General features: G+C 70.4%; 21 protein-coding genes. 10 read left to right on the forward strand and 11 right to left on the reverse strand.

Annotated elements, in window-relative coordinates; genetic code table 11:
- Positions 1-89 precede the first annotated feature (89 nt).
- Complete coding sequence (locus TSO221_RS29545) at positions 90-1,715, reverse strand: alginate export family protein (RefSeq protein WP_109122091.1); 1,626 nt, start codon at positions 1,713-1,715, stop codon at positions 90-92.
- Complete coding sequence (locus tag TSO221_RS29550) at positions 1,712-2,095, reverse strand: cytochrome c family protein (protein WP_109122092.1); 384 nt, start codon at positions 2,093-2,095, stop codon at positions 1,712-1,714. Before TSO221_RS29550 ends, TSO221_RS29545 begins: the two co-directional genes overlap by 4 nt.
- A gap of 448 nt (positions 2,096-2,543) precedes the next feature.
- On the opposite strand from TSO221_RS29550, the gene nosP reads away from it, so the two are divergent.
- Both nosP and TSO221_RS29560 read left to right on the forward strand, forming a co-directional pair.
- Positions 2,544-3,704, forward strand: a complete 1,161-nt coding sequence (nosP, locus tag TSO221_RS29555) for a nitric oxide-sensing protein NosP (RefSeq protein WP_109122093.1) — start codon at positions 2,544-2,546, stop codon at positions 3,702-3,704.
- Positions 3,701-5,950 carry a NahK/ErcS family hybrid sensor histidine kinase/response regulator gene (locus tag TSO221_RS29560; protein WP_109122094.1) on the forward strand — a complete coding sequence of 750 codons (2,250 nt, stop codon included), beginning with the start codon at positions 3,701-3,703 and terminating at the stop codon, positions 5,948-5,950. The genes nosP and TSO221_RS29560 overlap by 4 nt, the downstream gene beginning before the upstream one ends.
- Positions 5,951-6,181: 231 nt before the next feature.
- Here the strand turns inward: TSO221_RS29560 and TSO221_RS29565 are convergent, their stop codons facing one another.
- Genes TSO221_RS29565 through TSO221_RS29580 form a run of 4 tightly spaced genes read right to left on the reverse strand, consistent with a single transcriptional unit; the run spans position 6,182 to position 9,851 of the window.
- Positions 6,182-6,973 carry an ABC transporter permease gene (locus TSO221_RS29565; RefSeq protein ID WP_109122095.1) on the reverse strand — a complete coding sequence of 264 codons (792 nt, stop codon included), beginning with the start codon at positions 6,971-6,973 and terminating at the stop codon, positions 6,182-6,184.
- Positions 6,970-7,707, reverse strand: coding sequence for an ABC transporter ATP-binding protein (locus tag TSO221_RS29570; protein ID WP_109122096.1), 738 nt, complete (start codon positions 7,705-7,707; stop codon positions 6,970-6,972). The genes TSO221_RS29565 and TSO221_RS29570 overlap by 4 nt, the downstream gene beginning before the upstream one ends.
- 3 nt (positions 7,708-7,710) lie before the next feature.
- Positions 7,711-8,670 carry a YVTN family beta-propeller repeat protein gene (locus tag TSO221_RS29575; protein WP_109122097.1) on the reverse strand — a complete coding sequence of 320 codons (960 nt, stop codon included), beginning with the start codon at positions 8,668-8,670 and terminating at the stop codon, positions 7,711-7,713.
- Between the two features lie 17 nt (positions 8,671-8,687).
- The gene (locus TSO221_RS29580) at positions 8,688-9,851 is read right to left on the reverse strand and encodes an ABC transporter substrate-binding protein (RefSeq protein WP_109122098.1); all 1,164 of its coding nucleotides are present in this window, start codon (positions 9,849-9,851) and stop codon (positions 8,688-8,690) included.
- Between the two features lie 89 nt (positions 9,852-9,940).
- Here TSO221_RS29580 and TSO221_RS29585 point away from each other — a divergent pair, with 89 nt between their 5' ends.
- The 4 genes from TSO221_RS29585 (at position 9,941) to TSO221_RS29600 (ending at position 14,569) form a co-directional block, all read left to right on the forward strand.
- Positions 9,941-10,804, forward strand: a complete 864-nt coding sequence (locus TSO221_RS29585) for a transporter substrate-binding domain-containing protein (RefSeq protein ID WP_109122144.1) — start codon at positions 9,941-9,943, stop codon at positions 10,802-10,804.
- Positions 10,805-10,818: 14 nt separating this feature from the next.
- Entirely contained in the window at positions 10,819-11,592 is a 774-nt protein-coding gene (locus TSO221_RS29590) for a quinoprotein dehydrogenase-associated SoxYZ-like carrier (protein ID WP_247878324.1), read from the forward strand.
- Positions 11,593-11,696: 104 nt separating this feature from the next.
- Positions 11,697-12,617: a quinoprotein relay system zinc metallohydrolase 1 gene (locus TSO221_RS29595; protein ID WP_247878325.1), complete on the forward strand. Its 921-nt coding sequence runs from the start codon at positions 11,697-11,699 to the stop codon at positions 12,615-12,617.
- Between the two features lie 212 nt (positions 12,618-12,829).
- Positions 12,830-14,569 carry a methanol/ethanol family PQQ-dependent dehydrogenase gene (locus TSO221_RS29600; protein WP_109122100.1) on the forward strand — a complete coding sequence of 580 codons (1,740 nt, stop codon included), beginning with the start codon at positions 12,830-12,832 and terminating at the stop codon, positions 14,567-14,569.
- Between the two features lie 63 nt (positions 14,570-14,632).
- On the opposite strand, the gene TSO221_RS29605 is transcribed toward TSO221_RS29600, so the two are convergent.
- The 4 genes from TSO221_RS29605 to TSO221_RS29620 all read right to left on the reverse strand — a co-directional run bounded on the left by TSO221_RS29605 (position 14,633) and on the right by TSO221_RS29620 (position 18,521).
- Positions 14,633-15,709 carry a DUF1565 domain-containing protein gene (locus tag TSO221_RS29605; RefSeq protein WP_158284251.1) on the reverse strand — a complete coding sequence of 359 codons (1,077 nt, stop codon included), beginning with the start codon at positions 15,707-15,709 and terminating at the stop codon, positions 14,633-14,635.
- Positions 15,710-16,084: 375 nt separating this feature from the next.
- Positions 16,085-16,789, reverse strand: a complete 705-nt coding sequence (locus TSO221_RS36905) for an ABC transporter ATP-binding protein (protein ID WP_282187846.1) — start codon at positions 16,787-16,789, stop codon at positions 16,085-16,087.
- Complete coding sequence (locus TSO221_RS29615) at positions 16,779-17,534, reverse strand: ABC transporter permease subunit (RefSeq protein WP_109122103.1); 756 nt, start codon at positions 17,532-17,534, stop codon at positions 16,779-16,781. Before TSO221_RS29615 ends, TSO221_RS36905 begins: the two co-directional genes overlap by 11 nt.
- Before the next feature lie 3 nt (positions 17,535-17,537).
- Positions 17,538-18,521: an ABC transporter substrate-binding protein gene (locus TSO221_RS29620; RefSeq protein ID WP_109122104.1), complete on the reverse strand. Its 984-nt coding sequence runs from the start codon at positions 18,519-18,521 to the stop codon at positions 17,538-17,540.
- A 133-nt stretch (positions 18,522-18,654) separates the two neighbouring features.
- Here TSO221_RS29620 and TSO221_RS29625 point away from each other — a divergent pair, with 133 nt between their 5' ends.
- Both TSO221_RS29625 and TSO221_RS29630 read left to right on the forward strand, forming a co-directional pair.
- The gene (locus TSO221_RS29625) at positions 18,655-19,203 is read left to right on the forward strand and encodes a PQQ-dependent catabolism-associated CXXCW motif protein (protein ID WP_247878326.1); all 549 of its coding nucleotides are present in this window, start codon (positions 18,655-18,657) and stop codon (positions 19,201-19,203) included.
- A gap of 179 nt (positions 19,204-19,382) precedes the next feature.
- A complete protein-coding gene (locus tag TSO221_RS29630; protein ID WP_158284252.1) occupies positions 19,383-20,564 on the forward strand; it encodes a TMEM43 family protein in 1,182 nt (393 codons plus the stop codon).
- Here the strand turns inward: TSO221_RS29630 and TSO221_RS29635 are convergent.
- Positions 20,554-21,624 (reverse strand): LacI family DNA-binding transcriptional regulator, encoded by a 1,071-nt coding sequence (locus tag TSO221_RS29635; protein ID WP_109122106.1) that lies wholly within the window; start codon positions 21,622-21,624, stop codon positions 20,554-20,556. The genes TSO221_RS29630 and TSO221_RS29635 overlap by 11 nt on opposite strands.
- A gap of 122 nt (positions 21,625-21,746) precedes the next feature.
- Between TSO221_RS29635 and TSO221_RS29640 the strand changes: the two genes are divergently transcribed.
- Both TSO221_RS29640 and TSO221_RS29645 read left to right on the forward strand, forming a co-directional pair.
- Complete coding sequence (locus TSO221_RS29640) at positions 21,747-22,766, forward strand: TRAP transporter substrate-binding protein (RefSeq protein WP_109122107.1); 1,020 nt, start codon at positions 21,747-21,749, stop codon at positions 22,764-22,766.
- A gap of 204 nt (positions 22,767-22,970) precedes the next feature.
- A complete protein-coding gene (locus TSO221_RS29645) occupies positions 22,971-24,851 on the forward strand; it encodes a TRAP transporter large permease subunit (protein WP_109122147.1) in 1,881 nt (626 codons plus the stop codon).
- Positions 24,852-24,873: the final 22 nt, after the last annotated feature.

A 24,873-nucleotide genomic window follows, 5' to 3' on the forward strand; every position in this document is an offset into this window, starting at 1 on the left:
GGCGTCATCATGACGCATGGGTGTGGTGTCCGCAAGAACGGCAACGCGGCCGTGCTGTTCCCGCAACAAGATGTCCATGCCGGCGCGGGTCAGAATCGGGCCGTGAGCTGGGTGTTGACGTAGGTGGTGTTCCTCGCCTGCACCGCCTTCAGCGCGCTGCCGGGGAGGAACTCCGCCACGGTGACGCGCAGGACGAGGTTCGGCAGCGGTGCCCAGGCGACGGTCAGGTTCGGCAGGCGGCCGATGACCCGGCCGGGCACCAGCGCGGACACCGCCATGGGGTTGGTGCCGTTCGCCCCCTTCCAGTTGCCGCCGTAGACCGCGTCGTCCTCCGAGTGCCGCCAGAAGAAGCCGTAGGAGAACTCGGCGCTCACCCCCGGCAGCGGCGTCACCCGGACGCGCGGGGCGATGTCGTAGAAGTTGGTGGGGGAGAAGAAGCTGTTCGGCATGTAGTACAGCGTGTCCGGGAACAGCGGCTGGTAGGTGCCGAGGGTGCCGCGGGCGCGGTCGGCGCCGCCGCTGGCGCCGTCGATGTGTACGCCGACCCGCGGCCGCCAGGGCTCGGCGGCGAACGTATAGCCGGTGTCGGTGTTGAACGCCCAGGCCCGCACGTCGAACGGGCCGTAGCTGCCGCGCTGCACCGCCGCGTCCCAGTCGTAGCTGACGTTGCCGAGCGCTCCGAAGGCGCGCAGGCCGACGGTGTGGCGGTGGTCCTGGGCGACCAGGAAGCCGCTGGTCGCCGACACCGTCGCCGCGGTGCGCAACTCCGCCGCGTTGTACAGCCCGGTGCCGGGGCCGTTGTTGTTCGGCGCGGCGCGGAAGCCGTAGTAGAAGGCGTCGAGCGTGGCCGTCAGCGGCTCCCCGAACAGCGCCGCCTTCGGCAGGTCGACGCTGGCGTAGACGCCCCAGAGGTTGCGGTGCGGGTTGTCCTCACCGGCGAACCAGCCGTCCTTGTAGCGGTAGGCGTTGTAGCCGAAGGCGTCGACGCGCACGCTGCCCCAGTCCGCGTAGGCGCGCACGCCGTCGAAGATCGGGTCGGGCAGGCTGGTGGCGATGTTGGCGGCGACGTTGTGGCTGTTGCCGAAGAACAGCGCCTGCCGGCCGGCGCGCAGTCCGGCGCGCCCGCCCTCCAGCGGCAGCATGACCTCGGCGAAGCCGTTGACCAGTTCCAGGTCGTTGCGCTGGCTGGCCGGGATCACCGGGCCGGAGCCGTGGCCGGTCTGCTCGGCGTGCCACAGCTCGCCGTAGAAGCGCAGGTACGGGCCGAGGTGCAGGTCGGCGCCGACCATGTAGCGCTGCTTCAGCAGTTCGCTGTCCAGCGGTGGCCGGGCGGCGCCGAGCACCAGCGGCGCCCCTGGCCGCGTCGGCACGCGCGCCGTCGTGGCGACGCCGAAGTTCTTGTTTTCCGTGTAGTCGAAGCGCAGCCGGGCCTCGCCGTTCAGCGTCAGATAGACGTCTCCCGCCTCGTCCAGGCGGATGAACTTGAGCGGGGCGAGGGTGGAGGTCGCCTTGGCCGGGTCGCGCAGATGGCCGCTGTCCTCGTCGTAGCGCGCGATGTGGAAGCCGCCGGTGCCCGGGCTCTTGCCCTTGGTGAAGCGCGGCGCGGCCGGCGCCTCCTCCACCGGCACGGCGGTCTGCGCCAACGCGCCCGCCGGCGCCAGCAGGCCCAGCAGCAGCAGGCGGCAAAGCGCCTTCCGGCCCGCCCCGCCGCTCATCGCACCGTCTTCAGGTAGGCGATGAGGTTGGCGCGCTCCTCGGCGCCGGGCACGCCGGCGAAGCTCATGCGGCTGTCGGGGATGACCGCCTTCGGGTTGGTCAGATAGGCGTCGAGCCGGGTGTCGTCCCAGACGAAGCCGGCGCCCTTCAGCCCCTCCGAATAGCCGGGGAAGCCCGCCGCGCTGCCGGCGGGCCGGCCGACCACGCCGTGCAGCGACGGGCCGACGCGGTTCTTGTCCGGCTCGACCGCGTGGCAGGAGCGGCACTGGCGGAACAGCTTCTCGCCCGCCGCCGGGTCGCCGTCGGCGCGGGCCGCGCCCGACGCCAGCACCGCGGCAGCGGCGGCGAGCGCCAGGAAGGAAGGCGACGGACGCGTCATCGGTGGATTCTCCCGTGTCGGATCATTGATACCACTAATGATAACCGAACACGCTATGCCGCCGAATGCGACTAAGGACGAACGCGCCCCCGGTTGCCGCCGGCAAAACCTCCAACCAAGGTCCACTGGAGACGGGTTGGATTTTCGCTATGTTTTTTTCGTCATAGCGCCTGCGGGTGGGATGGCGTATAAGGGGCGGGTCATCGCCGGTCCGGGCTTCAGCCCGGCGGGCGGTGCGACCAGAAATACCCGCTCTCACGCCCCCCGCCCCGCGGGGGGCGTCTTTTTTGTGGAGCGGTGCCGCGGCATGTGGCGTATCGATGGGCCGATCTGGCGTAAACTGGACGAAAGTCGCATGGCCTCGGTGGCGAAGCGCCTTTTGTCGGAAGACGCGGCTGCGCTACGCTCGGTCGCGGGGAATCGCCCCAACGGAACAGGAGCTTGCGCCATGCCGGCCCAGGCCGACGCTTCAGCGCTGCCGCGCGCCATGTCGACGGCCGAGGACGCCGCCACCGCGGCGCGCGAGCTGCACGAGCGGCTGTGGCGGCCGGGTCTGGAACTGGTGGTGGTGTTCTGCGCGCCGCGCTACGACACCGCCGAGCTGGGCCGGGAACTGGCCGGGCGGTTCGGCGACACGACGGTGATCGGCTGCACCACGGCCGGCGAGATCACGCCCGAGGGCTACGCCTCCGGCACGCTGGTCGGCATCGGCTTCCCGTCCGAGGACTTCTCCATCGTCACCGAGCGCATCGACGCGCTGAACGGCTTCGAGGTGTCGGACAGCACGCGGATCCTGCGCTCGCTGTTGTCCAAGCGCGACCGCGCGCTGGCGGCGCGGCCGGAGCCGTTCCCGGACAAGGGCAGCTTCGCCATGCTGCTGGTCGACGGCATGTCGATGCGCGAGGAGACGGTGGTCAGCGCGCTGCACAGCGTGCTGGTGGACATCCCGCTGTTCGGCGGCTCGGCCGGCGACGACCTGCGCTTCGAACGGACCTTTGTCCTGCACGACGGGCGCTTCCACGAGAACGCCGGGGTGATCGCGCTGTTCACCTCGGCCCGCCGGTTCTCGGTCTTCCGCACCGAGCATTTCGTCAGCTCGGACCGCAAGATGGTGGTCACCGGCGCCGACCCGCAGCGCCGCATCGTCACCGAGATCAACGCCGAGCCGGCCGGGCGCGAATACGCCCGCATGGTCGGGCTGGAGGGCGAGCCGCTGACGCCGATGATCTTCGCCGCCCACCCGGTGGTGGTGCGCGTCGGCGGCCAGTACCACGTCCGCTCGATCCAGAAGGTCAACGAGGACGAGAGCCTCACCTTCTTCTGCGCCATCGACGAGGGCATCGTGCTGACGGTGGCCGAGGGCGTCGACCCGGTGCGGAACTTCGAGGCGATGATGGCCCGCCTGACCGACGAGATCGGCACGCCGGACCTCGTGCTCAGCTGCGACTGCATCCTGCGCCGGCTGGAGCTGGAGCAGAGCCAGCTGAAGCGCACCATGTCCGGCCTGATGGCGCAGCACAACGTCGTCGGCTTCTGCGCCTACGGCGAGCAGTACAACGGCATGCACGTCAACCAGACCCTCACCGGGGTCGCCATAGGTGGCCGATGACCACGCTGCTGGACGAGGGCGCGCGGCTGGCCGAGCTGGAGCGCGAGAACCAGAAGCTGAAGCGCATCAACAAGGTGCTGATGGACCGCGTCGAGCGGTCGATGGACTTCCAGGGCGGCGCCTTCTCGCTGTTCCAGACCGCCATCGTGCTGGAGCACAAGGTGCGCGAACGCACCCTGGAGCTGGAAGGGGCACTGCGCGAGCTGGAGGATTCGCACCGCGACCTCGCCCGCGCCAAGCAACTGGCGGAGACCATGCGCTCCCGCCTGTCCGAGGCCATCGAATCGGTCAACGAAGGCTTCGCGCTGTTCGACGCCGACGACCGGCTGGTGCTGTGCAACCGCAAGTATCTGTCGTTCTGGCCGTCGGTGGCGGACCGCATCCAGCCCGGCATGCGCTTCCGCGAGATCGCCGAGCTGGTCGCCTCCACCCACGCCGCCGGGGAGCCGGACCAGCCGGCCGAGGCCTGGTTGGCGCAGCGCCTGGGCCAGCACCGCAACCTCGGCGGGCCGCACGTGCACCGGCTGGCCGACGGGCGCTGGATCCAGGTGAACGAGCGGCGCATCCGCGACGGCGGCGTGGTCGGCGTCTACACCGACATCACCGACCTCAAGGAGCACGAGACCCGCCGGCGCGAGAGCGAGCTGGCGGAGAAGTCGGCGCTGCTCCAGGCCACCCTCGACAACATCGCCCAGGGTGTGGCGGTGTACGACCGCGACGAAAAGCTGGTGGCCTGGAACGGCCGCTTCGCCGAGTTGCTGCGCCTGCCGACCACGGTGGCGCGCAAGGACGCGCGCTTCGCCGATTTCGTCGCCTTCAACGCGGCGCTCGGCGAGCGCGGGCTGTCCATGGGCGCCCTGACGCGCCACGCCTGCGTGGTCGAGCAGCCCTGGCTGGACGGCAGCGTGCTGGAGATCAGCCGCTACCCGATGCCGGACGGCGGCTTCGTGCTGACCTTCACCGACATCACCGAGCGCCGGCAGGTGGCGCAAGCGCTGGAGGACGCCAAGGAGAGCCTGGAGCGCCGCGTCGTCGAGCGCACGGCCGAGCTGACCCAGCTCAACCGCAAGCTCCATCAGGAGATCCGCGAGCGTGCCGCGGCCGAGACTGCCGCCCGCGTCGCCCGCGCCGAGGCCGAGCAGGCCAACCTGTCGAAGACCAAGTTCCTCGCCGCCGCCAGCCACGACCTCTTGCAGCCGCTGAACGCCGCGCGGCTGTTCGTCTCCGCCCTCGACGACCTGGAGCAGCCGGCGGCCAACCGCACCATGGTCGAGAACATCGACGTGGCGCTGGCCTCGGTGGAGGACCTGCTGGCGGCGCTGCTCGACATTTCCAAGCTGGACGCCGGCGCGGTGACGCCGGAGCTGGCGGACTTCCCGGTCAAGGGCCTGTTCGGTTCGCTGGCCACCGAATACGCGCCGGTGGCGCGGGAGCGCGGGCTGGACCTGCGCGTCGTGGTGTCGGGGGCGGTGGTGCGCTCCGACATCCGGCTGCTGCGGCGGATCGTGCAGAACTTCCTGTCCAACGCGCTGCGCTACACGGCGCACGGGCGTGTGCTGGTGGGCTGCCGGAGGGTGCCCGAGGGCCTGCGCATCGAGGTGTGGGACACCGGTCCCGGCATCCCGCCCGACAAGTTGGACGAGGTGTTCCAGGAGTTCCGGCGCCTCGACACGCCGTGCGCCGCCAGCGACCGGCACCGCGGCATCGGCCTCGGCCTCGCCATCGTCGAGCGCGTGGCGCGCATGCTCGGCCACCCGATCGGCGTGCGGTCGGAGCCGGGGCGGGGTTCGGTCTTTTCGGTGACGGTGCCCTCCGGCATCCGCCCGCGCCCGGCCCGCGCGCCGGAGGTGGCGGTGCGGCCGGTGAACGACCGACTGGCCGGCGCGTCGGTGCTGGTGCTCGACAACGAACCGGCGGTGCTGGCGGGGATGGAGGCGCTGCTGCGTGGCTGGTCGTGCCGGGTGACCTCCGCCGCCTCGGGCGCGGAGGCGCTGCGCGGGCTGGAGGGGCTGGACCGGCCGCCGGACCTGCTGATCGCCGACTACCACCTGGACGACGGCGCGCTCGGCGTGACGGAGGTCGAACGGCTGCGCGCGGCCTGCGGCCGGCGCCTGCCGGCGATCATCATCACGGCGAACCGCACCGCCGAGCTGGCGGCGGAGGCGCAGGCGCAGGGCTGCATGCTGCTCAACAAGCCGGTCCGCCCGGCGCAGCTGCGCGCGCTGATGAGCGGGCTGATCGGGTAAAAGCCCCTCCCTCGCCTCGGGTATGCACAGAGGTCGCGAACTAGTAAGTCATTGAAAAATATTTATTTCTCCGTCATCCCCACGAAAGTGGGGATCCATAACTCCCAAAGCGAGAGGCTGTGGAACGTATGGATCCCCGCCTTCGCGGGGATGACGGTTAAGTTTTTGAATTTGGGGACGCGGAGCGCCGCAACATGTGCGTATGCGGTGGACCGGAGGCGAAGGAGGGCTTCAGGCCCCCGCCTTGGCCGTCATCCCCCGCGCTGGCGAATAGCGCAGGATCGCCCCCGCCAGGAACAGCGCCGTGGCTCCCAACACCGCCGCCAGCGCCTCGCCCGACACCTGCCCGTACAGGGCGAAGCGCACCAGTTCCACCCCGTGCGTAAAGGGGTTCAGCCGGCACAGCAGGTACAGCGCCTCGCCGGCCTCCTGCATGCGGTACAGCGGGTACAGCGCCGATGACAGGAAGAAGAGCGGGAACACCACGAAGTTCATCACCCCGGCGAAGTTCTCCAACTGCCGGATGGTCGAGGCCAGCAGCATCCCCAGCGCGCCCAGCATCAGCCCGTTCAGCACCAGCGCCGGCAGCACGGTCAGAGGCGCCCAGGCCGGCAGCTCGACGCCGTACAGTGTGACCACCAGCAGGAACGCGTACACCTGGAGGATCGACACCACCACCCCAGCCAGCAGCCGGGCGAACAGCAGGAAGCCGCGCGGCAGCGGGCTGGTCAGCAGCACGCGCATGCTGCCCATCTCGCGGTCGTAGACCATGGAGAGCGAGCCCTGCATGCCGTTGAACAGCTGCACCATGCCGATCAGCCCCGGCACGATGTAGACCTCGTAGGGGATATAGGTCGCATAGGGCGGGACGATGGCGATGCCGAGCGCGGCGCGGAACCCCGCAGCGAAGACGAACAGCCAGATCAGCGGCCGCACCAGCGCGCCCAGGAAGCGCTCGCGCTGGTGCACGAAGCGCAGCACCTCGCGCACCACGACGCCGTTCAGCGCGATCCACCAGCTCATGCCGCGGCCCCTCCGGTCAGGCGGTCGAAGGTCTCCGTGACGGTGGCGGCGCCGGTCGCGCGGTTGACCTCGGCCACCGGCCCGGCCGCCCGCACCGTGCCGCGGTGGAGCACCACGACGCGGTCGGTCCCGGCGTCGATCTCCTCGATCAGGTGGGTGGCCCACAGCACCGCGATGCCGTCCTGCGCGCACAGCGCGTGCACGTGCTCGATCAGTTTCCGCCGCGTCGGCAGGTCGAGGCCCACCGTCGGCTCGTCGAGCAGCAGCAGGGCCGGGCGGTGCAGCAGGGCGCGGGCGATCTCGGCGCGGCGGCGGTGGCCACCGTTCAGGGCGCGCACCTTCTCGTCGCGGCGCCCGAACAGGTCCAAGCGGGTCAGCTCCACCTCGATGCGGCGGTCGGCCTCGCGGCGGGGGATGCCGTGCAGCGCCGCGAAGTAGCGCAGGTTCTGCGCCACGCTGAGGTCGAGGTCGAGCGTCGGCTGCTGGAACACCACGCCCAGCCGCGCCAAGGCGGGCCCCGGCGTGCGGGCGAGGTCATGGCCGTGCACCCGGATCCGTCCGGCCTGCGGGCTCAGCAGCCCGGTGGCCAGGGCGAACAGCGTCGACTTCCCCGCCCCGTTGGGGCCGAGCAGCGCGGTGAACTGGCCCGGCGCCACGCCGAACGACACGCCGTCCAGCGCCTTACGCCCGGAGGCGTAGGTGTAGCCGAGGGAATCGACCGACAGGGCGTCCATGCCTCAGCCCTTCACCGCCACGCCCCAGGGATAGCGGCCGACCTTGACCGTCTTGACGACCGACAGCTTCTCCACGTCGATCACCGACACGTCGCCGCTGACACCGTTGGTGGTGAACAGCGTCTTCTGGTCGGCGGACAGGTCCATCTGCCAGACGCGGCGGCCGACCAGCAGGTACTGCTTCACCTCGTGGGTCTGCGCGTCGATCACCGCCACGTGGTTGGCCGGCCCCAGCGCCACGAAGGCGTACCGGCCGTCGTCGGTCAGGCGCACGCCGACCGGCTGGATCTTGTCCTGGGCGATGCCCTTCAGCTTGAAGCCGATGGTCTTCGTGACCTTGCGCGTCGCCGCGTCGATCACCGCGACGGTGCCGCCGATCTCCGAACTCACCCACAGCTGGCGGCCGTCCTTGCTGAACGTTGCGTAGCGCGGGCGGGCGCCGACTTGGGTGTGGTCCACCGTGGCGCGCTTCTCGGTGTCGATCCAATGGACCATGTTGGTGGTCTCAGAGGTGTTGACCGCCCAGCGGCCGTCGGGGCTGACCGCCATGCCCTCCGGCTCGACGCCGACGTCCACCTGGTAGGTGACCCGCCGCGTCGGCACGTCCACCACGGTGACGACGTTGCTGTCCTCGTTGGCGATGAACAGCTGCCGGCCGTCGGGGTGCAGCGCGAACAGCTCCGGGTCGTGGCCGGAGGGCAGGTCGTGGACGACCTTCTTCGTCGCCAGATCGACCACCTGCACCGCGTCGTCGTCGCTGGCGCAGACGAAGAGCTGGCCACCATCCTTCGAAAGTGTGATGCCGCGCGGCCGGCGGCCGACCTTGATGGTGTCGACCACCTCCAGCGAGCCGCCGTCGATGACGGAGACGGTGTTGTCCTTCTCGTTCGACACGTAGATGGTGCCGGCCGAAGCACCCGGCGCGAGGCCGAGCAGGAGAAGGGCGGGGAGCAGGCGTTTCATCGTGGGAATTCCCTCGGTCAGTGCGGCTTGCAGCCGGTTTCGGGCTGGTCGAAGCCCAGCGTGTCCAGATCGGTCTTCGGGTGCAGGAAGCCGTCCTGCGGCGACACCGAGACCAGCGAGCGGTCGGCGGCCAGCAGCACCGGCTGACGCAGCTGCCCGTCCCACGGGCGCACGCTCATCGGCACGCCCTTGAACGCCGACATCGCGAATCCGGGGCTGCGGATGTGCGTGGCCAGCGCCGCCGGGTCGGTGCTGCGGGTCTGCGCCGCCGCCTCGCCGACCAGCCGTACGGCGGTCCAGGCGTCGAGGTCGGCCGGAGTCATCGGCCGGTGCGCCAGCGCCTTGAAGCGGTTCTGCAGCTGCGACGCGCCCCATTGCTCGTGCGTGCGGTGCCAGGAGGTCGGCACGAGGCCCTGCGTGCCGGCGACCGGGCGCGCCTCCCAGGTGCGGTAGGGCAGGTACTCGCCGAATTCGCCGATCTCGTCAGCGACCACCAGCACGTCGTGCGCCCGGGCCTGGGTGAACACCGGCACCTCGGCCTCGGCGGTGCGGTTGACGTCGCTCTCGGCGGTCCAGCGCTTCTCCTCGACGACGGTGGCGCCGAAGCGCTTGGCGGCGCGGCGGATCGCGGCGGCGTAGAGGGCGTCCTCCGGCCGGCGGCCGACGACCAGCAGCCACTTGCTCCAGCGCTTCTTCACGAGGTACTGCGCCAGCGCGTCGGCCAGCATGGCGCGGCTCGGCGCGACGTGCAGCAGGTTGGGCGCGCAGCCCTCGGCGCGCAGCGAATCGTCCGGCGCCCTGGCGTTCAGCAGCGTGACGCCGGCCGCCTGCGCCGGCTTGGTCAGGCGCGCCACCGCGGCGGCGGAAAGATTCAGCACCACGAAGCGGTCGCCCTTGGCCGCGAGGTCGCGGAACGCCGTCTCGACGTCACCGTCCGGCGCGACGGTGACGGCGTCCAACTCGAAGCGCTGCTTGAGGAATCGGCCGGTGGTGGCGTTGTCGGCGATGGCCAGCCTCGCCCCCATCAGCCCGGCGTCCGGCACCGGCTCGTCGGGGGTGGAGAGCGACGGCGGCGCTTCGACCTCCTGCGTCAGGTAGCCGATTCGCAGCTCCGCCTCCTGGGCGTGCGCCGCCGCAGGCAACAGGAGGGCGAGCAGGAGGGGGACGGCGGACGGGCGCATGACCGCACTGTAACGACCCCGCCCCGGCTGGGGGCTATTGTACCATCGTCCAATTATTGACCAGGGCAGCGATGGTTATCCTGGCGCGCATGAAACTCGCCTCCCGCCGCCAGTTCCTCGCCACGCTCGGTGTCACGACGCTGGGCGCCGCCGCGCTCGCGGCCGGCCCCGCCCGCGCCCGCCCGCTGGACGAGGTGGTGCAGCGCAACCGGCTGCGCGTCGCCGTCTACCGCGACTTCCACCCCTTCTCCTACCGCGAGGGCGGGGCGCTGAAGGGCATCGACGTCGACCTCGCCAACACCATCGCCGAGCGGCTCGGCGTCCGCCCGGACGTGTTCGAGCACACGGCGGGCGAGACGGTGTCCGACGACCTGCGCGTCGCCGTCTGGCGTGGCAGCCTGTTCGGCGGCGAGCCCGCCGACATCATGATGCACATCCCGCACAGCAAGGATTTCGCGCTGCGCAACCCGGAGGCGGTGCTGTTCGCCCCCTACCAGCGCGAGCTGTTCGCGCTCGTCCGCGACCCGGAGCGCGTGCCCTTCGCCGATCCCGCCGACCTGCCGGAGGAGCCGGTCGGCGTCGAGATCGACAGCGTCCCCGACTTCTACCTGCTCGGCCTCGACGGCGGCCGTCTGCGCCGGCACGTGGTGCATTTCCCCGATCCCAGGGCGGCGGTCGAGGCGCTGGCGCGCGGCGAACTGGCCGCCGTCCTGGCACCGCGCAGCCAGATCGAGGCGGCGCTCGGCGAGCTGCGAGCGCGGTTCCCGGTCGCCGCGGTCCGCCTGCCCGGGCTGATGGCGTCGAGTTGGGACATCGGCATGGCGGCGCGCGAGAACGCCCGCGACCTCGCCTACGCCGCCGGCGACGTGGTCACGGCGATGGCGGAGGACGGCAGCCTGGAGGCGCTGTTCCGCCGCCACGGCGTGACCTACGCGCCGATTCCCGTGGATTGAGCGGAGGACGCGGCGTGCGGACGATCCTGGCTCTCCTGCTGGTCCTGGCCGTCGCGCCCGCGGCGGCGCAGGACGATCCGTTCGGCTCGCCGATGTGGGAGGTGCTGCGCGGCGAGTATTTCGGCACCGCGCCGGTGGTCTTCGACGGGCGTGTGGCCGTCACCGCGCCGGCCAGCGCCGAGAACGTCTTCGCCGTGCCGGTGGCGGTGGACGCCCGCGGCCTGGAGGGCGTGCGCGAGATCGTGCTCCTCGCCGATCTCAACCCGTTCCCGCTGGTGCTGCGCTTCCGTCCCGACGCGGCGGCGCCCTTCGTCGCCACCCGCATCAAGGTGCAGCAGGCCACCGCCGTGCGCGGCGCGGCGCTGACCGCGGATGGGGTGTGGCACGTCGGCGGAGCGCTGGTCGACGCGGCGGGCGGCGGCTGCGCCGCGCCGGCGCAGGCCTACGCGGAAAAGGACTGGGCCCAGCACGTCGGCGAGGTGCAGGCGCGCGCCTGGGCGCCCGGTCCGGCCGGCACGACGCGAGTCCGCCTGCGCATCCGGCACCCGCAGGACACCGGGCTGGTCGCCGGCATTCCCGCCTACTTCATCGAGGAACTGGCGCTGACCGGCGACGACGGCCGCGTGCTCGGCCGGCTGCAGACCGGCGAGCCGGTGGCGGAGAACCCTGTCTTCACCCTGGAACTCCACCCCGGCGCGACGCGCGCGGTGCGCCTGCGCGGCCGGGACAACCAGGCCGGCGAGATCGACGCGACCATTCCGTTGCCGTGGGTGGGGAGGGAAGGGTGATGCGACGCAAGGTATTGCCCCCACCCCTGACCCCTCCCCCGCTTCGCAGGGGAGGGGGAACAAGCGGCGGAGTTCCCTCCCCTGCGAAGCGGGGGAGGTTCAGGGTGGGGGCAAGCGTGCTCGCCGCCTTCCTTACCCTTTCCGCCTCCGCCGCCCCACTTACTTACACCCTCACGCCGATCCGCATCGCCGAGGACACCTACGTCTTCGAGGGCACGCGCGAGCATTTCACCCGCGCCAACGGCGGCAACATCCTGAACCCCGGCTTCATCGTCACCGGCGATGGCGTGCTGGTGTTCCAGACCGGCCCGTCGCGCAAGTTCGGCGAGGCGCTGCGGGCGGCGATCGCCACCGTCACCGCGCAACCGATCCGCAAGGTCTTCGTCAGCAACCTGCACCCCGACTACTGGCTGGGCAACCAGGCCTTCGCCGACGTGCCCATCGCCGCCCTGCCCGGCACCATCGAGGGCATCCGGCGCGAGGGCGAGGGCATCGCCGGGAACATGTACCGCCTGATCGGCGACTGGATGCGCGGCACCGAGCCGGTGCCCCCGACCGAGCCGGCCTACGGCTCCACCGTCGTCTACGGCCGCCACCGCCTGCGCCTGATCCCGCTGGAGGGCCACACCGACGCCGACCTCGCGGTGCTGGACGAGACCACCGGCGTGCTGTTCGCCGGCGGCGTGGTGTTCTGCGACCGCACGCCGACCACGCCGCACGCCGACGTCGCGAAATGGCTGGCCGAACTCGATGCGCTGGAGGCGCTGGAGGTGCGCACGCTGGTGCCGAACCACGGCCGCGTTCGCAACGACAAGGCCTGCATCGCCCAGACGCGCGACTGGCTCACCTGGCTCGACCGCACGCTGCGGGACTCGGTGGAAGCCGGGCTGGACATGACCGAGGCGCTGGAGCTGCCGATCCCCGAGCGCTTCGCCGGCCTGGGCGTGCTGCGCGAGGAATACCGGCGCTCGGTCGCCCATCTCTGGCCGAAGATCGAACAGGCGGCGCTGCCGCGCGTCAAGTGAAGGAAACCGGACGATGCCGCAAGTCGTCTCCTACTATCTGACAATTGCCGTGTCGGAGCCGCTGTCTAGACTACCCTAACGTCGGAGCATAGGCGCTCCGCGTCCAAAGAAAACCAGTATCGCCTTTCTTTGAAACGCCGCCGGCACCGGCGTGCGGCGGCGACGGGAACGGTGTGCCTGCGCAACCTCTGCCCATGGGAGAAAACCGCATCATGAAGCGCCTGATCTCAACCTTCGCCCTGGCGGCCGGCCTGGCGGTCTGGGCCGCGGCGGCCGTCGCCGGCCCGGTCTCCAACGACGACATCCTCAAGGACGCGACCAGCACCGGCGACGTGCTCAGCTACGGCCTGGGTCCGCAGGGCCAGCGCTTCAGCCCGCTCGCCAAGCTCACGCCCGAGACGGTGGCGAAGCTGGTTCCGGCGTGGTCCTTCTCCTTCGGCGGCGAGAAGCAGCGCGGGCAAGAGGCGCAGCCGCTGGTGCACGACGGCGTCATGTACGTCACCGGCTCCTACTCGCGCCTGTTCGCGGTCGATGCGCGCACGGGCCAGAAGAAGTGGCAGTACGATCACCGCCTGCCGGAGGGCATCATGCCCTGCTGCGACGTGGTGAACCGCGGCGCCGCGATCCACGGCAACAAGGTCTACTTCACCACGCTGGACGCGCGCCTCGTGGCGCTCGACAAGGACACCGGCAAGGTGGTGTGGAACAAGAAGCTGGCCGACTACCAGGCCGGCTACTCCAACACCGCGGCGCCGCTGGTCGTCGAGGGCAAGGTCATCACCGGCAACTCCGGCGGCGAGTTCGGCATCGTCGGCATGGTCGAGGCGCGCGACGCCGAGACCGGCGAGCTGGTCTGGCAGCGCCCGATGGTCGAAGGCCACATGGGCACGCTGAACGGCAAGGAATCCACGATGACCGGCAAGCTGAACGCCAGCTGGCCGGGCGACCTGTGGAAGACCGGCGGCGGCGCCACCTGGCTGGGCGGCACCTACGACCCGGAGACCCGCACGCTGTTCTTCGGCACCGGCAACCCGGCGCCGTGGAACTCGCACCTGCGGCCGGGCGACAACCTCTACACCTCGTCCACCGTGGCGCTGAACCCGGACACCGGCGAGATCAAGTGGCATTACCAGACCACGCCGCACGACGGCTGGGACTTCGACGGCGTCAACGAGTTCGTCTCCTTCGACCTGAAGAAGGACGGGCAGACCATCAAGGCCGGCGCCAAGGCCGACCGCAACGGCTTCTTCTACGTCATCGACCGCACCAACGGTAAGCTGCTGAACGCCGCGCCGTTCGTCAGCAAGATCACCTGGGCCAAGGAGATCGACCTGAAGACCGGCCGCCCGGTCTACATCGACGACAACCGCCCGGCCGACCCGAGCGGCGCCGAGAAGGGCAAGCCGGTGTTCGCCGCCCCCGCCTTCCTGGGTGCGAAGAACTGGATGCCGATGGCCTACAGCCCGCAGACCGAGCTGTTCTACGTCCCGGCCAACGAGTGGGGCATGGACATCTGGAACGAGCCGATCACCTACAAGAAGGGCGCGGCGTACCTGGGCGCCGGCTTCACCATCAAGCCGCTGTACAACGACTACATCGGCGCGCTGCGCGCCATGGACCCGAAGACCGGCAAGATCGTCTGGGAATACAAGAACCCGGCCCCGCTGTGGGGCGGCGTCCTGACCACCGCGGGCAACCTGGTGTTCACCGGCACGCCGGAAGGCTTCCTGAAGGCGTTCGACGCCAAGACCGGCAAGGAGGTGTGGAAGTTCCAGACCGGTTCCGGCGTGGTCGGCTGCCCGATCACCTGGGAGATGGACGGCGAGCAGTACGTCGCCGTGGCCTCCGGCTGGGGCGGTGCCGTGCCGCTGTGGGGCGGCGACGTCGCCAAGCTGGTCAAGGACATCAACCAGGGCGGCTCGCTCTGGGTGTTCAAGCTGCCGAAGGCGTAGCGCAAAAGCCTCTGGAAGCCCCTCTCCCCCGACGGGAGAGGGGCTTTTTTTGCGTCTGAAATGTCAGCGCATGAAGAAGCCGCCGCTCAGGTCGTAACCCGGCTGCGGGGGCTCCACGAGGGCCGACACCGTGTCGAGCGGACTCCGCGGCGTGCCCGGCAGATCCACCCCGGGAGCGGCCATCAGCGTCGCCCCGTCCTGCGGCAACCCGGGATCCAGCAGGGCCGGCGGGCCGAACAGGTTCGCCACACCCGGATCCGGTTCCGCCGCCATCGCCGCCCGGACGCCGGTCTGCAGGCTCCAGTCGGTGCCGTTGCCGCGCAGCGTGTTGTTCCGGTAGGTGTTGTTCACGCCGGTGTCGCCGTTCTCCTCGATTCCCTTGAGGCTGTCGGTGATCGTGTTGTTGCTGACCAGCGAATGGTCGTTCGGACCGCTGCCATGCAGATGGTTGCCGGCGCCGATCAGGATGCCGGCGCCGTGCACCGCGCGGATGGCGTTGCAGGTGATCGTCAGGTCGGTGGCGTCGTGCCACGAGCTGATGCCGTCGCCGACCACGTCGTGCACGGTGTTGTTCACCACCCGGCCTCTGGTTCCGATATAGATGCCGTGCACGAGGGTGCTGTGCTCGCCGTTCGGGCCGATGTCGTAGACGAGGCTGCCGGAAATGGTGATGTCGGCGTCACCGTTGAAGCCGTCCGCCATGATTCCGGCGCCGCCCTGGCCGCCGGTGTTGGCGGCGGACCACGCCACGGAATCTCGGGCGATGTCGTGCACCTTGACGTTGCGCACCGCCGACCCGCTCCCCGACGTGAGCACTCCATACAGCCAGGGCATGCCGCCCTGCGGCTGACTGCCGTCGACCTCGAAGCCGTCGATCACCACGTGGTCGCCCAGGTTGTTCCAGGCCTCGTGCTCGTTGTCGGCGGATCCCGGCACGATCCTGGCGGCCCATTTCACGTCCGAGACGTAGGTGACGCCGTCTGTCTCGGTATGGATCCCGCCCAGGTAAGTCCCCGGTGCGACGTGGACGGTAGTCCCGGCTTTGGCGTGCTCGGCCGCTTCCTGGATGGTCTTGAAGGGCGAGGATTTGCTGCCAGGATTCGAATCGGATCCGGTCGCCGAGACGTAAAGATCGACCATGTTTTGCGAACCCTCATGATCTGTCCGATGATGAATGGGGTAATCCATTCCGTGAAAGCACCCCAATCGCATCGCTTTCTTTATGGCGCAGCCGAGTAGCGCGCTGTGTCCTGACAATGACGGAGGAACTACTTACCATCAATGCCAAGTTTTACCTGCGCATGGTATACGCCGCACCGCACACATCAACTATGGCGTTGGGCAAAGCAGGGGCGCACTTGATATGGGAATAAATACCTGTTACCGTGATTTGGGTTGAGCCGCAGGCCAGGCCCGACCGGCAACCGGGGGCGTCCAGGCATGAAACACGCCACCGATTCACGTTTCACGGTGTCGCAAAGCGTTTCATCCGGCACGTCGTCCTCGAAGGATCCGCTACGCCAGCACCCGGAACGCCGGTTCCGGCCGCGCGAGCAGCTCGGCGCGCAAGGCCTCCACCACCTCCGGCCCGCGCTCGGTGCGCGGGATCCGGATCGGCACCTCGGCCACCACCCGGCCGGGGCCCGGCGACAGCACCAGCAGCCGGTCGGCCAGCCCCAGCGCCTCGCGCAGGTTGTGGGTGACGAACAGCACGGCCACCGGCCGCCGCTCCAGCAGCGTGACCAGCAGCGCGCGCAACCGCATCGCCGTCGGCTCGTCGAGGGAAACGAACGCCTCGTCCATCAGCAGCAGGTCGGGATCGACCACGAAGGCGCGCGCCAGCGCCACCCGCCGCGCCATGCCCAGCGACAGCTGCAACGGGTAGCGGTCGCCCATCCCCGCCATCTCCACCGCGGCCAGCGCCGCGTCGGCGCGTGGACCATGCCGCTCCCGCCGCGGCAGCGCGAGGGCGACGTTCTCGCGCACCGTCCGCCACGGCAGCAGGCGCGGATCCTGGAAGACGTAGCCGAGCGTCCCGTCCGCCCGCTCCACATCGCCGTCGAAGGCCTGGTCGAGGCCGGCGGCGATGTTCAGCATCGTCGTTTTGCCGCACCCCGACGGGCCGACCAGCGCCACCACCTCGTCCCGCGCGACCTCCAGCCGGACCCCGCGCAGGGCCTCGGCGGCGCCGTAGCGCTTGGAGCGGACCTCAAGCCTCAGCGCGCACGTCCCGCCAGCGGAGAAGCCGGGCTTCGGTCGGCTGCAGGACGGCGTACTCGAGGACCTGGACCACGGCCACGAAGGCAATCGTGTAAGCGAGAATGCCGGCGACATCGAACATCTGGAACAGGAGGTTGATCTGGAACCCGACCCCGTCGCTGCGTCCCAGCATCTCGACCACCAGCACGATCTTCCAGATCAGCGCAAGGCCGGAGCGGGCCGCCGCGGCGAAGTACGGCGTGAGTTGCGGCAGCAGCACGTGGCGCAGCCGATCGAGCGGGCTGAAGCGGTAGACCTGCGCCATCTCGAAATAGCGGGCGTCGGCGGCGCGGGCGCCCTCGCGCACCAGCACCACCACGTTGGGGATCTTGTTGACGGCCACGGCGCCGATGGCCGCCGATTCGGTCAGGCCGAACCAGACATAGGCCAGCACGATGACCACCAGCGCCGGGACGTTGAGGAACAACACCAGCCACGGTCCGAACAGCCGGTCCACCGTCCGCGACCGGCCGAGCAGCAGCCCAACCGCTCCGCCGACCGCCATCGCCACCACGAAGGCCGCGGCGACGCGCAGCAGCGTGATGCCCAGGTGGTGGACCAGCGCACCCGAAGCCGCCTCGCGCAGCAGTACCGCGAACACCGCGTCGGGGCCGGGCAGGACGCGGCTGGCCGCCTGCACCGCCGCCGCCTGCCACAGCACCAGCAGCAGCGCGAAGGACAGCAGCGGGAGGGCGGCGCGGCGCATGATTCAATACCGCACGGATGGCCAGAAGGTGCCCTCGGGCAGGGTGGGCGCGTCGCCCACCAGTTCCCGCCCGCCCAGCTTGGCGAGCAGGGCGTAGAGCGCCGCCCCCTCGGCGCGCTCGGCGTCGCCCCAGTGGGCGGGAATGCCGGCGCGGTAACGGTCGCGCAGGCGTGTCCAGGTGGCGCCGTCCTCCGCCTGCATGATCGGCCGCAGCCGTTCCCACGCGGCGTCGGAGGTGGCGAGGATCCGCTTGGCCTTCTCCGACGCGGTGGCGAAGCCGGCGAGCAGTGTCGGGTTGGCCTTCGCCCACTCCTCGCGGAAGGTGAAGCCGACGGCGGGCACGGCGACCTTGGCGCCCAGCCCCCGCATCAGTTCGTCCACGCCGATCACCGCGCGCATGCCCTGCGCCTCCAGCCGCGCGGCGTAGGGCCAGAAGTTGAGCACGGCGTCCAGTTCGCCGGACGCGACCTTCTGGTTCAGCAGCGGCGGCGCGGCGAAGGCCGGCCGGGACTCCGCCTCCAGGTCGAGCCCATGCCGCTCGCGGGCGTAGGCCTTGAGCAGCAGCCAGCTCTTGTCCAGCGGCGTGCCCGCGACGCCGAGGCGCCGGCCGCGCAGGTCGGCCACATCCTTGATCGGGGAGGAGGCCGGCACCATCAGTGTGCCGACGGCGCTGGAGTGCGGCAGGAACGACAGCGCCTCCCCGGCCGCGCGCTGGCGCGCCACCCACAGATAGTCGGTGACGATCATGTCCACCGCCTTGGCCTGCAAGGCGACCTGGGTGGCCTGGTTGCTGGCCAGCTCGACCAGCTTGAGCGCGAAGCCGCCTTCCTCGTCCAGGCGGTTGGCGCGGATGGTGTCCAGCTCCCAGGTGGCGGTGCCGAACTTCAGCACGCCGATGGTCAGCAGCGGGCGCTCGGCCGCGGCGGGGGAGGCCAGGACCGCGAGCAGCAGCACGGCCGGGACCGTCAGGCGCTTCCAGAAGTTCATCACGGGCGTTCTCCCCAGAAGACATCAGGGTATCAGGGCGCGGGCCGGCCGGACATTCGACCTTCAGGCAACTTGACGTTGGGGGACCGGCGCCGGTCTCGTCGGCGTGAACGTGATTGGAACGGAGGGCGGGGTGCGCGGATCCTTCTGGACGGCGATGGCCGTCGTGATGGCGCTGGCTCTGCCGGCCCGGGCGGGCGGGCCGGTGGCCGAGCCGGCGGGCTACCGCCTCGACGGCTACCGCGCGCCGACGCCGGCGACGCTGGCCGGGGCGATGGCCGTCGACACGGCGGCGGCGCGGCGGCTGGTGGAGGAGGGGGCGGCGCTGCCGGTCAACGTGCTCAAGCTGGAACGCCGGCCGGGCGGGCCGTGGCTGCTGGCCAAGCCGACGCCGCAAATCCCCGGCGGGGTCTGGCTACCCAACGTCGGGCTCGGCGAGCCCGGGCCGGAGGTCGAGGCCTACATGGTTCAGGCCCTGGAGCGCCTGACCGGCGGCGAGCGCGGGCGGGGGCTGCTGTTCTACTGCCTGGCCGACTGCTGGATGTCGTGGAACGCCGCCAAGCGGGCGCTCTCCCTCGGCTACCGCCGCGTCTACTGGTACCGCGACGGCCTCGACGGCTGGGCGGAGGCGGGCCTGCCGACCCAGGACGGCGGCCCGCTGCCCCTGCTCGACGTGCCGTGACCAACACGTCAGTGTTTGCGGATGTACTGGTTCGATGCGAACAGGCATAGGGAGAGCAAAACCGTACGCTGCATTGTAATTCTCCCCTGAAGCAACATTGCGCCGATTTGCGTATTCTGCGGTGGTGTCGCGCGCTGTGCTTGCGTTACGCTGGCCCGCAAGCAATGGGGGAGGCCGGCATGGCGGACGAGGATACGGTGATCATCACCGACAGTGACGACACCGTCACCGAGACGACGCGGCAGGGGTGGCTCGGCCGCCTCGGCGGTTCGGTCGCCGGGGCGTTCATCGGGTTCCTCATGCTGGTCGGCAGCATCGTGCTGCTGTCCTGGAACGAGGGCCGCGCGGTGGACGCCATCACGGCCCTGAACGCCGGCGCCAAGGCGGTGCAGTCGGTGCCGGCCGACGCCGTGCAGCCGGCCAACGAGGGCAGGCTCGTCCACGTCTCCGGCCCGGCCACCGTGCCCGGGCGGCTGAACGACCCGGTGTTCAACGTCGGCCACCCCTCGGCCCTGCGGCTGGAGCGCACGGTCGAGATGTACCAGTGGCGCCAGAACGAGGAGAGCAAGAGCGAGAAGTCGGTCGGCGGCTCCGAGACCACGACGACCACCTACCGCTACGTCAAGGAATGGTCGGAGCGCCCCATCGACTCCAGCGCCTTCAAGCGCCCGGACGGCCACCGCAATCCCTCCATGCCCTACCGCAGCGCCGCCATTGAGGCGCGCGGCGCCAGGCTCGGCGCCTTCGCCCTCGACCCGTCGCTGGTCAAGCAGGTGAGCGCCTTCGAGCGGCTGGCGCCGGATTCGTCCGCCGTGCTGCCGCAGGGCTTCTCGTGGGTGGGCGAGCAGCTGTACCGCGGCGCCTCGCCCGACCAGCCGCAGGTCGGCGACGTGCGCGTCGGCTTCCGGGTGGTGCCGGTGCAGACGCTCAGCGTCGTCGGCGCGCAGATGAACGGCACGCTGACCGGTTTCCCCGGCGAGCGTGGCCAGACGATCAACCTGGTCGAGACCGGTGCCCGCAGCGCCGACACCATGTTCCAGCACGCCAAGTCGGACGAGAACACGCTCACCTGGATCCTGCGCGCGGTGGGTTTCTTCGTGATGCTGTTCGGGGTGCTGTTCATGGCCAGCCCAATCCTGTGGCTGGCGAGCCTGCTGCCCTTCCTGGAATCGCTGGTGGGGGCGGCGGCCTTCGGCATGGCGGTGGTGGTGTCGGTCCCGCTGACGCTGACCGTCGTCGCGGTGGCGTGGCTGGCCCACCGGCCGCTGGTCGGCGCGGGGCTGATCGTCGCCGGGATCGTCCTGGCGGTGCTGATCCGCCGCGTGCTGCCGTCGCGCAAGCGGGTGGCCGCTACGGCGTAGGCTGGGGGAGATTCTCCCGGAAGATCACGTCGATGCGCGGGGCGTCGATGCCGTGCATGGCCTCGCGCCCGGCGCGCAGGTTGGCGAACACCGCGGCGGCGGCCAGCATGGCGCTCCGGGCGTCCTGGTTGAGCACGGCGTCCAGCGTGCCGTCGATCAGCATGGCGCGCGTCTCCGCCGTCAGGCCGTGGCCGACGAAGACCACGTCGCGCTCCCGCCGCGCCTCCCTCAGCGCGCGGGCGACGCCGCCGGCCCCGCCGCCGATGTTGTAGATGCCGGCGAGGTCGGGGTGGTGGGCGAGCAGGGTGCGCGTCTGCCGGTAGCTCTCCCCCTCGTCGTCGTGCGCCTCGCGCAGGCCGAGGACCAGCACGTCCGGTGCCGCCTCGGCAAGGTAGGCGAGGAACCCCAGCTCGCGTTCCTCGTGCGCGCGGTAGCTGAGGCTGCCGGCGATCATCGCCACCTTGGCGGGACGGCGGCCGGCGAAGCGGGCGATCAGGTGGCCGGCGGTGCGGCCGGCGGCGCGGTTGTCCAGCCCGATGCAGGCGGCGCGCCGGCAGTTCTGCACGTCGGAGATCAGCGTCACCGTCGGCACGTTGCGCTCCGCCAGCTCGTTCACCGCCTCGCGCACGGCGGGATGCTCCAGCGCCATGAAGGCGACGCCGTCGGCCTTGCGCCAGTGCTGCAGCAGGCTGCGCGCCAGCAGTTCGGGGTTGAAGCTCTTGATGAACTCGACCTGCGCCTTGATGCCGAGCGGCGCCAGCGCCGCCTCCGACGCGCGGACCAGCTGGCCGAGGCCGGTGAGGTACCGGTTGGTGCCGGCCGGCAGCAGGAACGCCACCCGCGTCGGCTTCGGCGCCATGGCGGCGCGCAGGTCGGCCTCGGGCAGATAGTCCAGTTCGGCGGCGGCCTTCAGCACCCGCTGCACGGTGGCCGCCCGCACGCCGGGTCGGTGGTTGAGCACCCGATCAACCGTCGCGGTGGACACGCCGGACAGCCGCGCGATGTCCGCGATGCGCGGCAGGCCGCGGGCTTCACCGGCCGTTCCGACATCATCCTGCATCAATGATCATCCATCAAATCACATCAAAAATCACGTTTGACCGAGGAGGTTCGCCGACATACCGTCACGCCAACAATCACGCTATGGCATCAAACTACATCAACGATGCCGGGGAGGAAAGCATGAACCAGCTGTCGCGCCGCACCATGCTCAAGGCCTTCGCCGCCGCTCCGGCCGCGGGGGCGCTCATCGGGATGCCGGGCATCGCCCGCGCCGCCGAGTTCGAGCTGAAGTACGGCAACAACCTGCCGCTCACCCACCCGCTGAACGTCCGCGCGCAGGAGGCGGCCGAGCGCATCGCCCGCGAGAGCAACGGGCGCGTCTCCGTCCAGATCTTCCCGAACAATCAGCTGGGCGGCGACACCGACATGCTGAGCCAGGTGCGCAGCGGCGGCATCACCTTCTTCACGCCGTCGGCGCTGGTGATCGCCACGCTGGTGCCGGTGGCGGCGATCAACGCCGTGGGCTTCGCCTTCTCCGACTACGGGCAGGTGTGGGCGGCGATGGACGGCAAGCTGGGCGCGCACGTGCGCGGCGCCATCGCCAAGGTCGGCCTCCACGCCTTCGAGAAGATGTGGGACAACGGCTTCCGCCAGATGACCAGCAGCGGCAAGCCCATCGAATCCGCCGCGGACATGAACGGCCTGAAGATCCGCGTGCCGGTCAGCCCGCTGTCCATCGCCATGTTCAAGGCGCTCTCCGCCGCCCCGGCCAGCCTGCAGTTCAGCGAGGTGTACTCGTCGCTGCAGACGCGCATCGTCGATGCGCAGGAGAATCCGCTGCCGATCATCCAGGTCGCCAAGCTGTACGAGGTGCAGAAGTACTGCGCGCTGTCCAACCACATCTGGGACGGCTTCTGGTTCATCGCCAACGGCCGCGCCTGGAACGGCCTGCCGCCGGACCTCCAGAAGATTGTGGCGGGCGCCATCAACGACGCCGGCATGGCGCAGCGCGAGGACATCAAGGCGCTGAACCAGTCGGTGCAGAAGGACCTGGAGAGCAAGGGCTTGGCCTTCAACAAGCCCAACCCCGACAGCTTCCGCGCCAAGCTGCGCGACTCCGGCTTCTATTCGGAGTGGAAGGGCCGCTTCGGCGACGAGGCCTGGGGCCTGCTGGAGGGCGCGGTCGGCAAGCTGGCGTAATGAATTGCCCCCCCCCCCGCCTCCGGCGGGGGAGGGTTGGGTGGGGGCTGCAGCGCGCGCGAAGATCACCGCCTGCCACCTCCACCGTAGCCCCCACCTTCCCACGCCTGCGGCGCGGGCCCCTTCCTCCCCCGCCGGAGGCGGGGGAGGGTGTCGCAGAAGCGGATTAGCGCCATGCACCCCCATACCGAGGAGCACGCGACCATGTCCGGCGAAGCGACCGTGTTCCAGACAACGGCCTCCTCCGGTTCGGCCACCCATCTCGCCGACCGGCTGGACCGCGGCCTCGCCTTCACCGTCGAGGCGGTGGCGGCGCTGCTGGTGCTGGTGGAGATCGTCATCCTCTTTGCCGGGGTTGTCGCCCGCTACGTCTTCCACGCGCCGCTGGTGTGGTCGGACGAACTGGCCTCCATCCTCTTCCTCTGGCTGTCCATGCTGGGCGCGGTGGTGGCGCTGCGGCGGGGTGAGCACATGCGGATGACCGGGCTGGTCAGCCGCGTCGGCCCGCAGGCCCGCGCCCTGCTGGAGACGCTGGCGATCACCGCGCCCGTCGCCTTCCTGGCGCTGATCCTGCACCACGCCGCCGACTACGCCATGGAGGAGCAGTACATCGTCACCCCGGCGCTGGAGGTCTCCAACGCATGGCGCGCCGCGGCGCTGCCGACCGGCGTGGCGCTGATGCTGGTGGTGGCGCTGGTGCGGCTGATGCGGCTGCGCTCGCCCCGGCTGGTGCTGGCGGCGGTGGCGCTGACCGCCGGCGTGGTCGGCGCCTTCTGGCTGGCCGGGCCGGTGCTGAAGCCGCTGGGGCAGGCCAACCTGATCATATTCTTCGTCGGCGTGGTGGCGGCCAACGTCTTCGCCGGGGTGCCCATTGCCTTTTCCTTCGCGCTGGCCACCTTCGGCTATCTGGCGCTGACCACCACGACGCCCTTGCTGGTCATGGTCGGCCGGCTGGACGAGGGCATGTCGCACCTGATCCTGCTGGCCGTGCCGCTGTTCGTCTTCCTGGGCCTGCTGATCGAGATGACGGGCATGGCGCGCGCCATGATCCAGTTCCTCGCCAGCCTGCTGGGGCACGTGCGCGGCGGGCTGTCCTACGTGCTGATCGGGGCGATGTACCTAGTCTCCGGCATCTCCGGCTCGAAGATCGCCGACATGGCGGCCATCGCGCCGGTGCTGTTCCCCGAGATGAAGAAGCGCGGCGCCGCCCCCGGCGACCTCGTGGCACTGCTGTCCGCCACGGGTGCCCAGACCGAGACCATCCCGCCCTCCATCGTGCTGATCACCATCGGCTCGGTCACCGGCGTGTCGATCGCCGCGCTGTTCGCCGGTGGGCTGCTGCCGGCGGTGGTGCTGGGCGCGGCGCTGTGTGCCGTCGTTTGGTGGCGCTACCGGCACGAGGACCTCAGCCACGTCGCCCGCACGCCGAAGAAGGAGATCGCGCGCCTCGCCCTGGTGGCGCTGCCGGCCATTGCGCTCCCCTTCGTCATCCGCGCCGCGGTGGTCGAAGGTGTGGCGACCGCCACCGAGGTGTCGACCATCGGCATCGCCTACGCGACGCTGATGGGCCTGCTGGTCTACCGGCAATTCGACTGGGCGCGGCTGCGGCCCATGCTGATCGAGACCGCGTCGCTCACGGGCGCTATCATCTTCATCGTCGGCTGCGCCACCGCCATGGCCTGGGGGCTGACGCAATCCGGCTTCTCGCGGGATCTGGCGCGCTGGATGGCCGGCATCCCCGGCGGGGGATACGGCTTCCTCGCCATCTCCATCGTCGCCTTCGTCATCCTCGGCAGCGTGCTGGAGGGCATCCCCGCCATCGTGCTGTTCGGGCCGCTGCTGTTCCCCATCGCGCGGGCCGCCGGCGTGCACGAGGTGCACTACGCCATGGTGGTGATCTTCGCCATGGGCATCGGCCTGTTCGCCCCGCCGTTCGGCGTCGGCTACTACGGCGCCTGCGCCATCAGCAAGGTCCACCCGGACGAGGGCCTCAAGCACATCTGGGGTTACGTCGCCGCCCTGCTCGTGGGCTTGGTCGTGGTCGCCGCCATCCCCTGGATTTCCACCGGCTTTCTGCCCTTCTGAGGCCGCCGGTCCCTCTTTCAAG

Origin of the sequence: Azospirillum sp. TSO22-1 (genome assembly GCF_003116015.1) — a bacterium.
Taxonomy (GTDB): Bacteria; Pseudomonadota; Alphaproteobacteria; order Azospirillales; family Azospirillaceae; genus Azospirillum.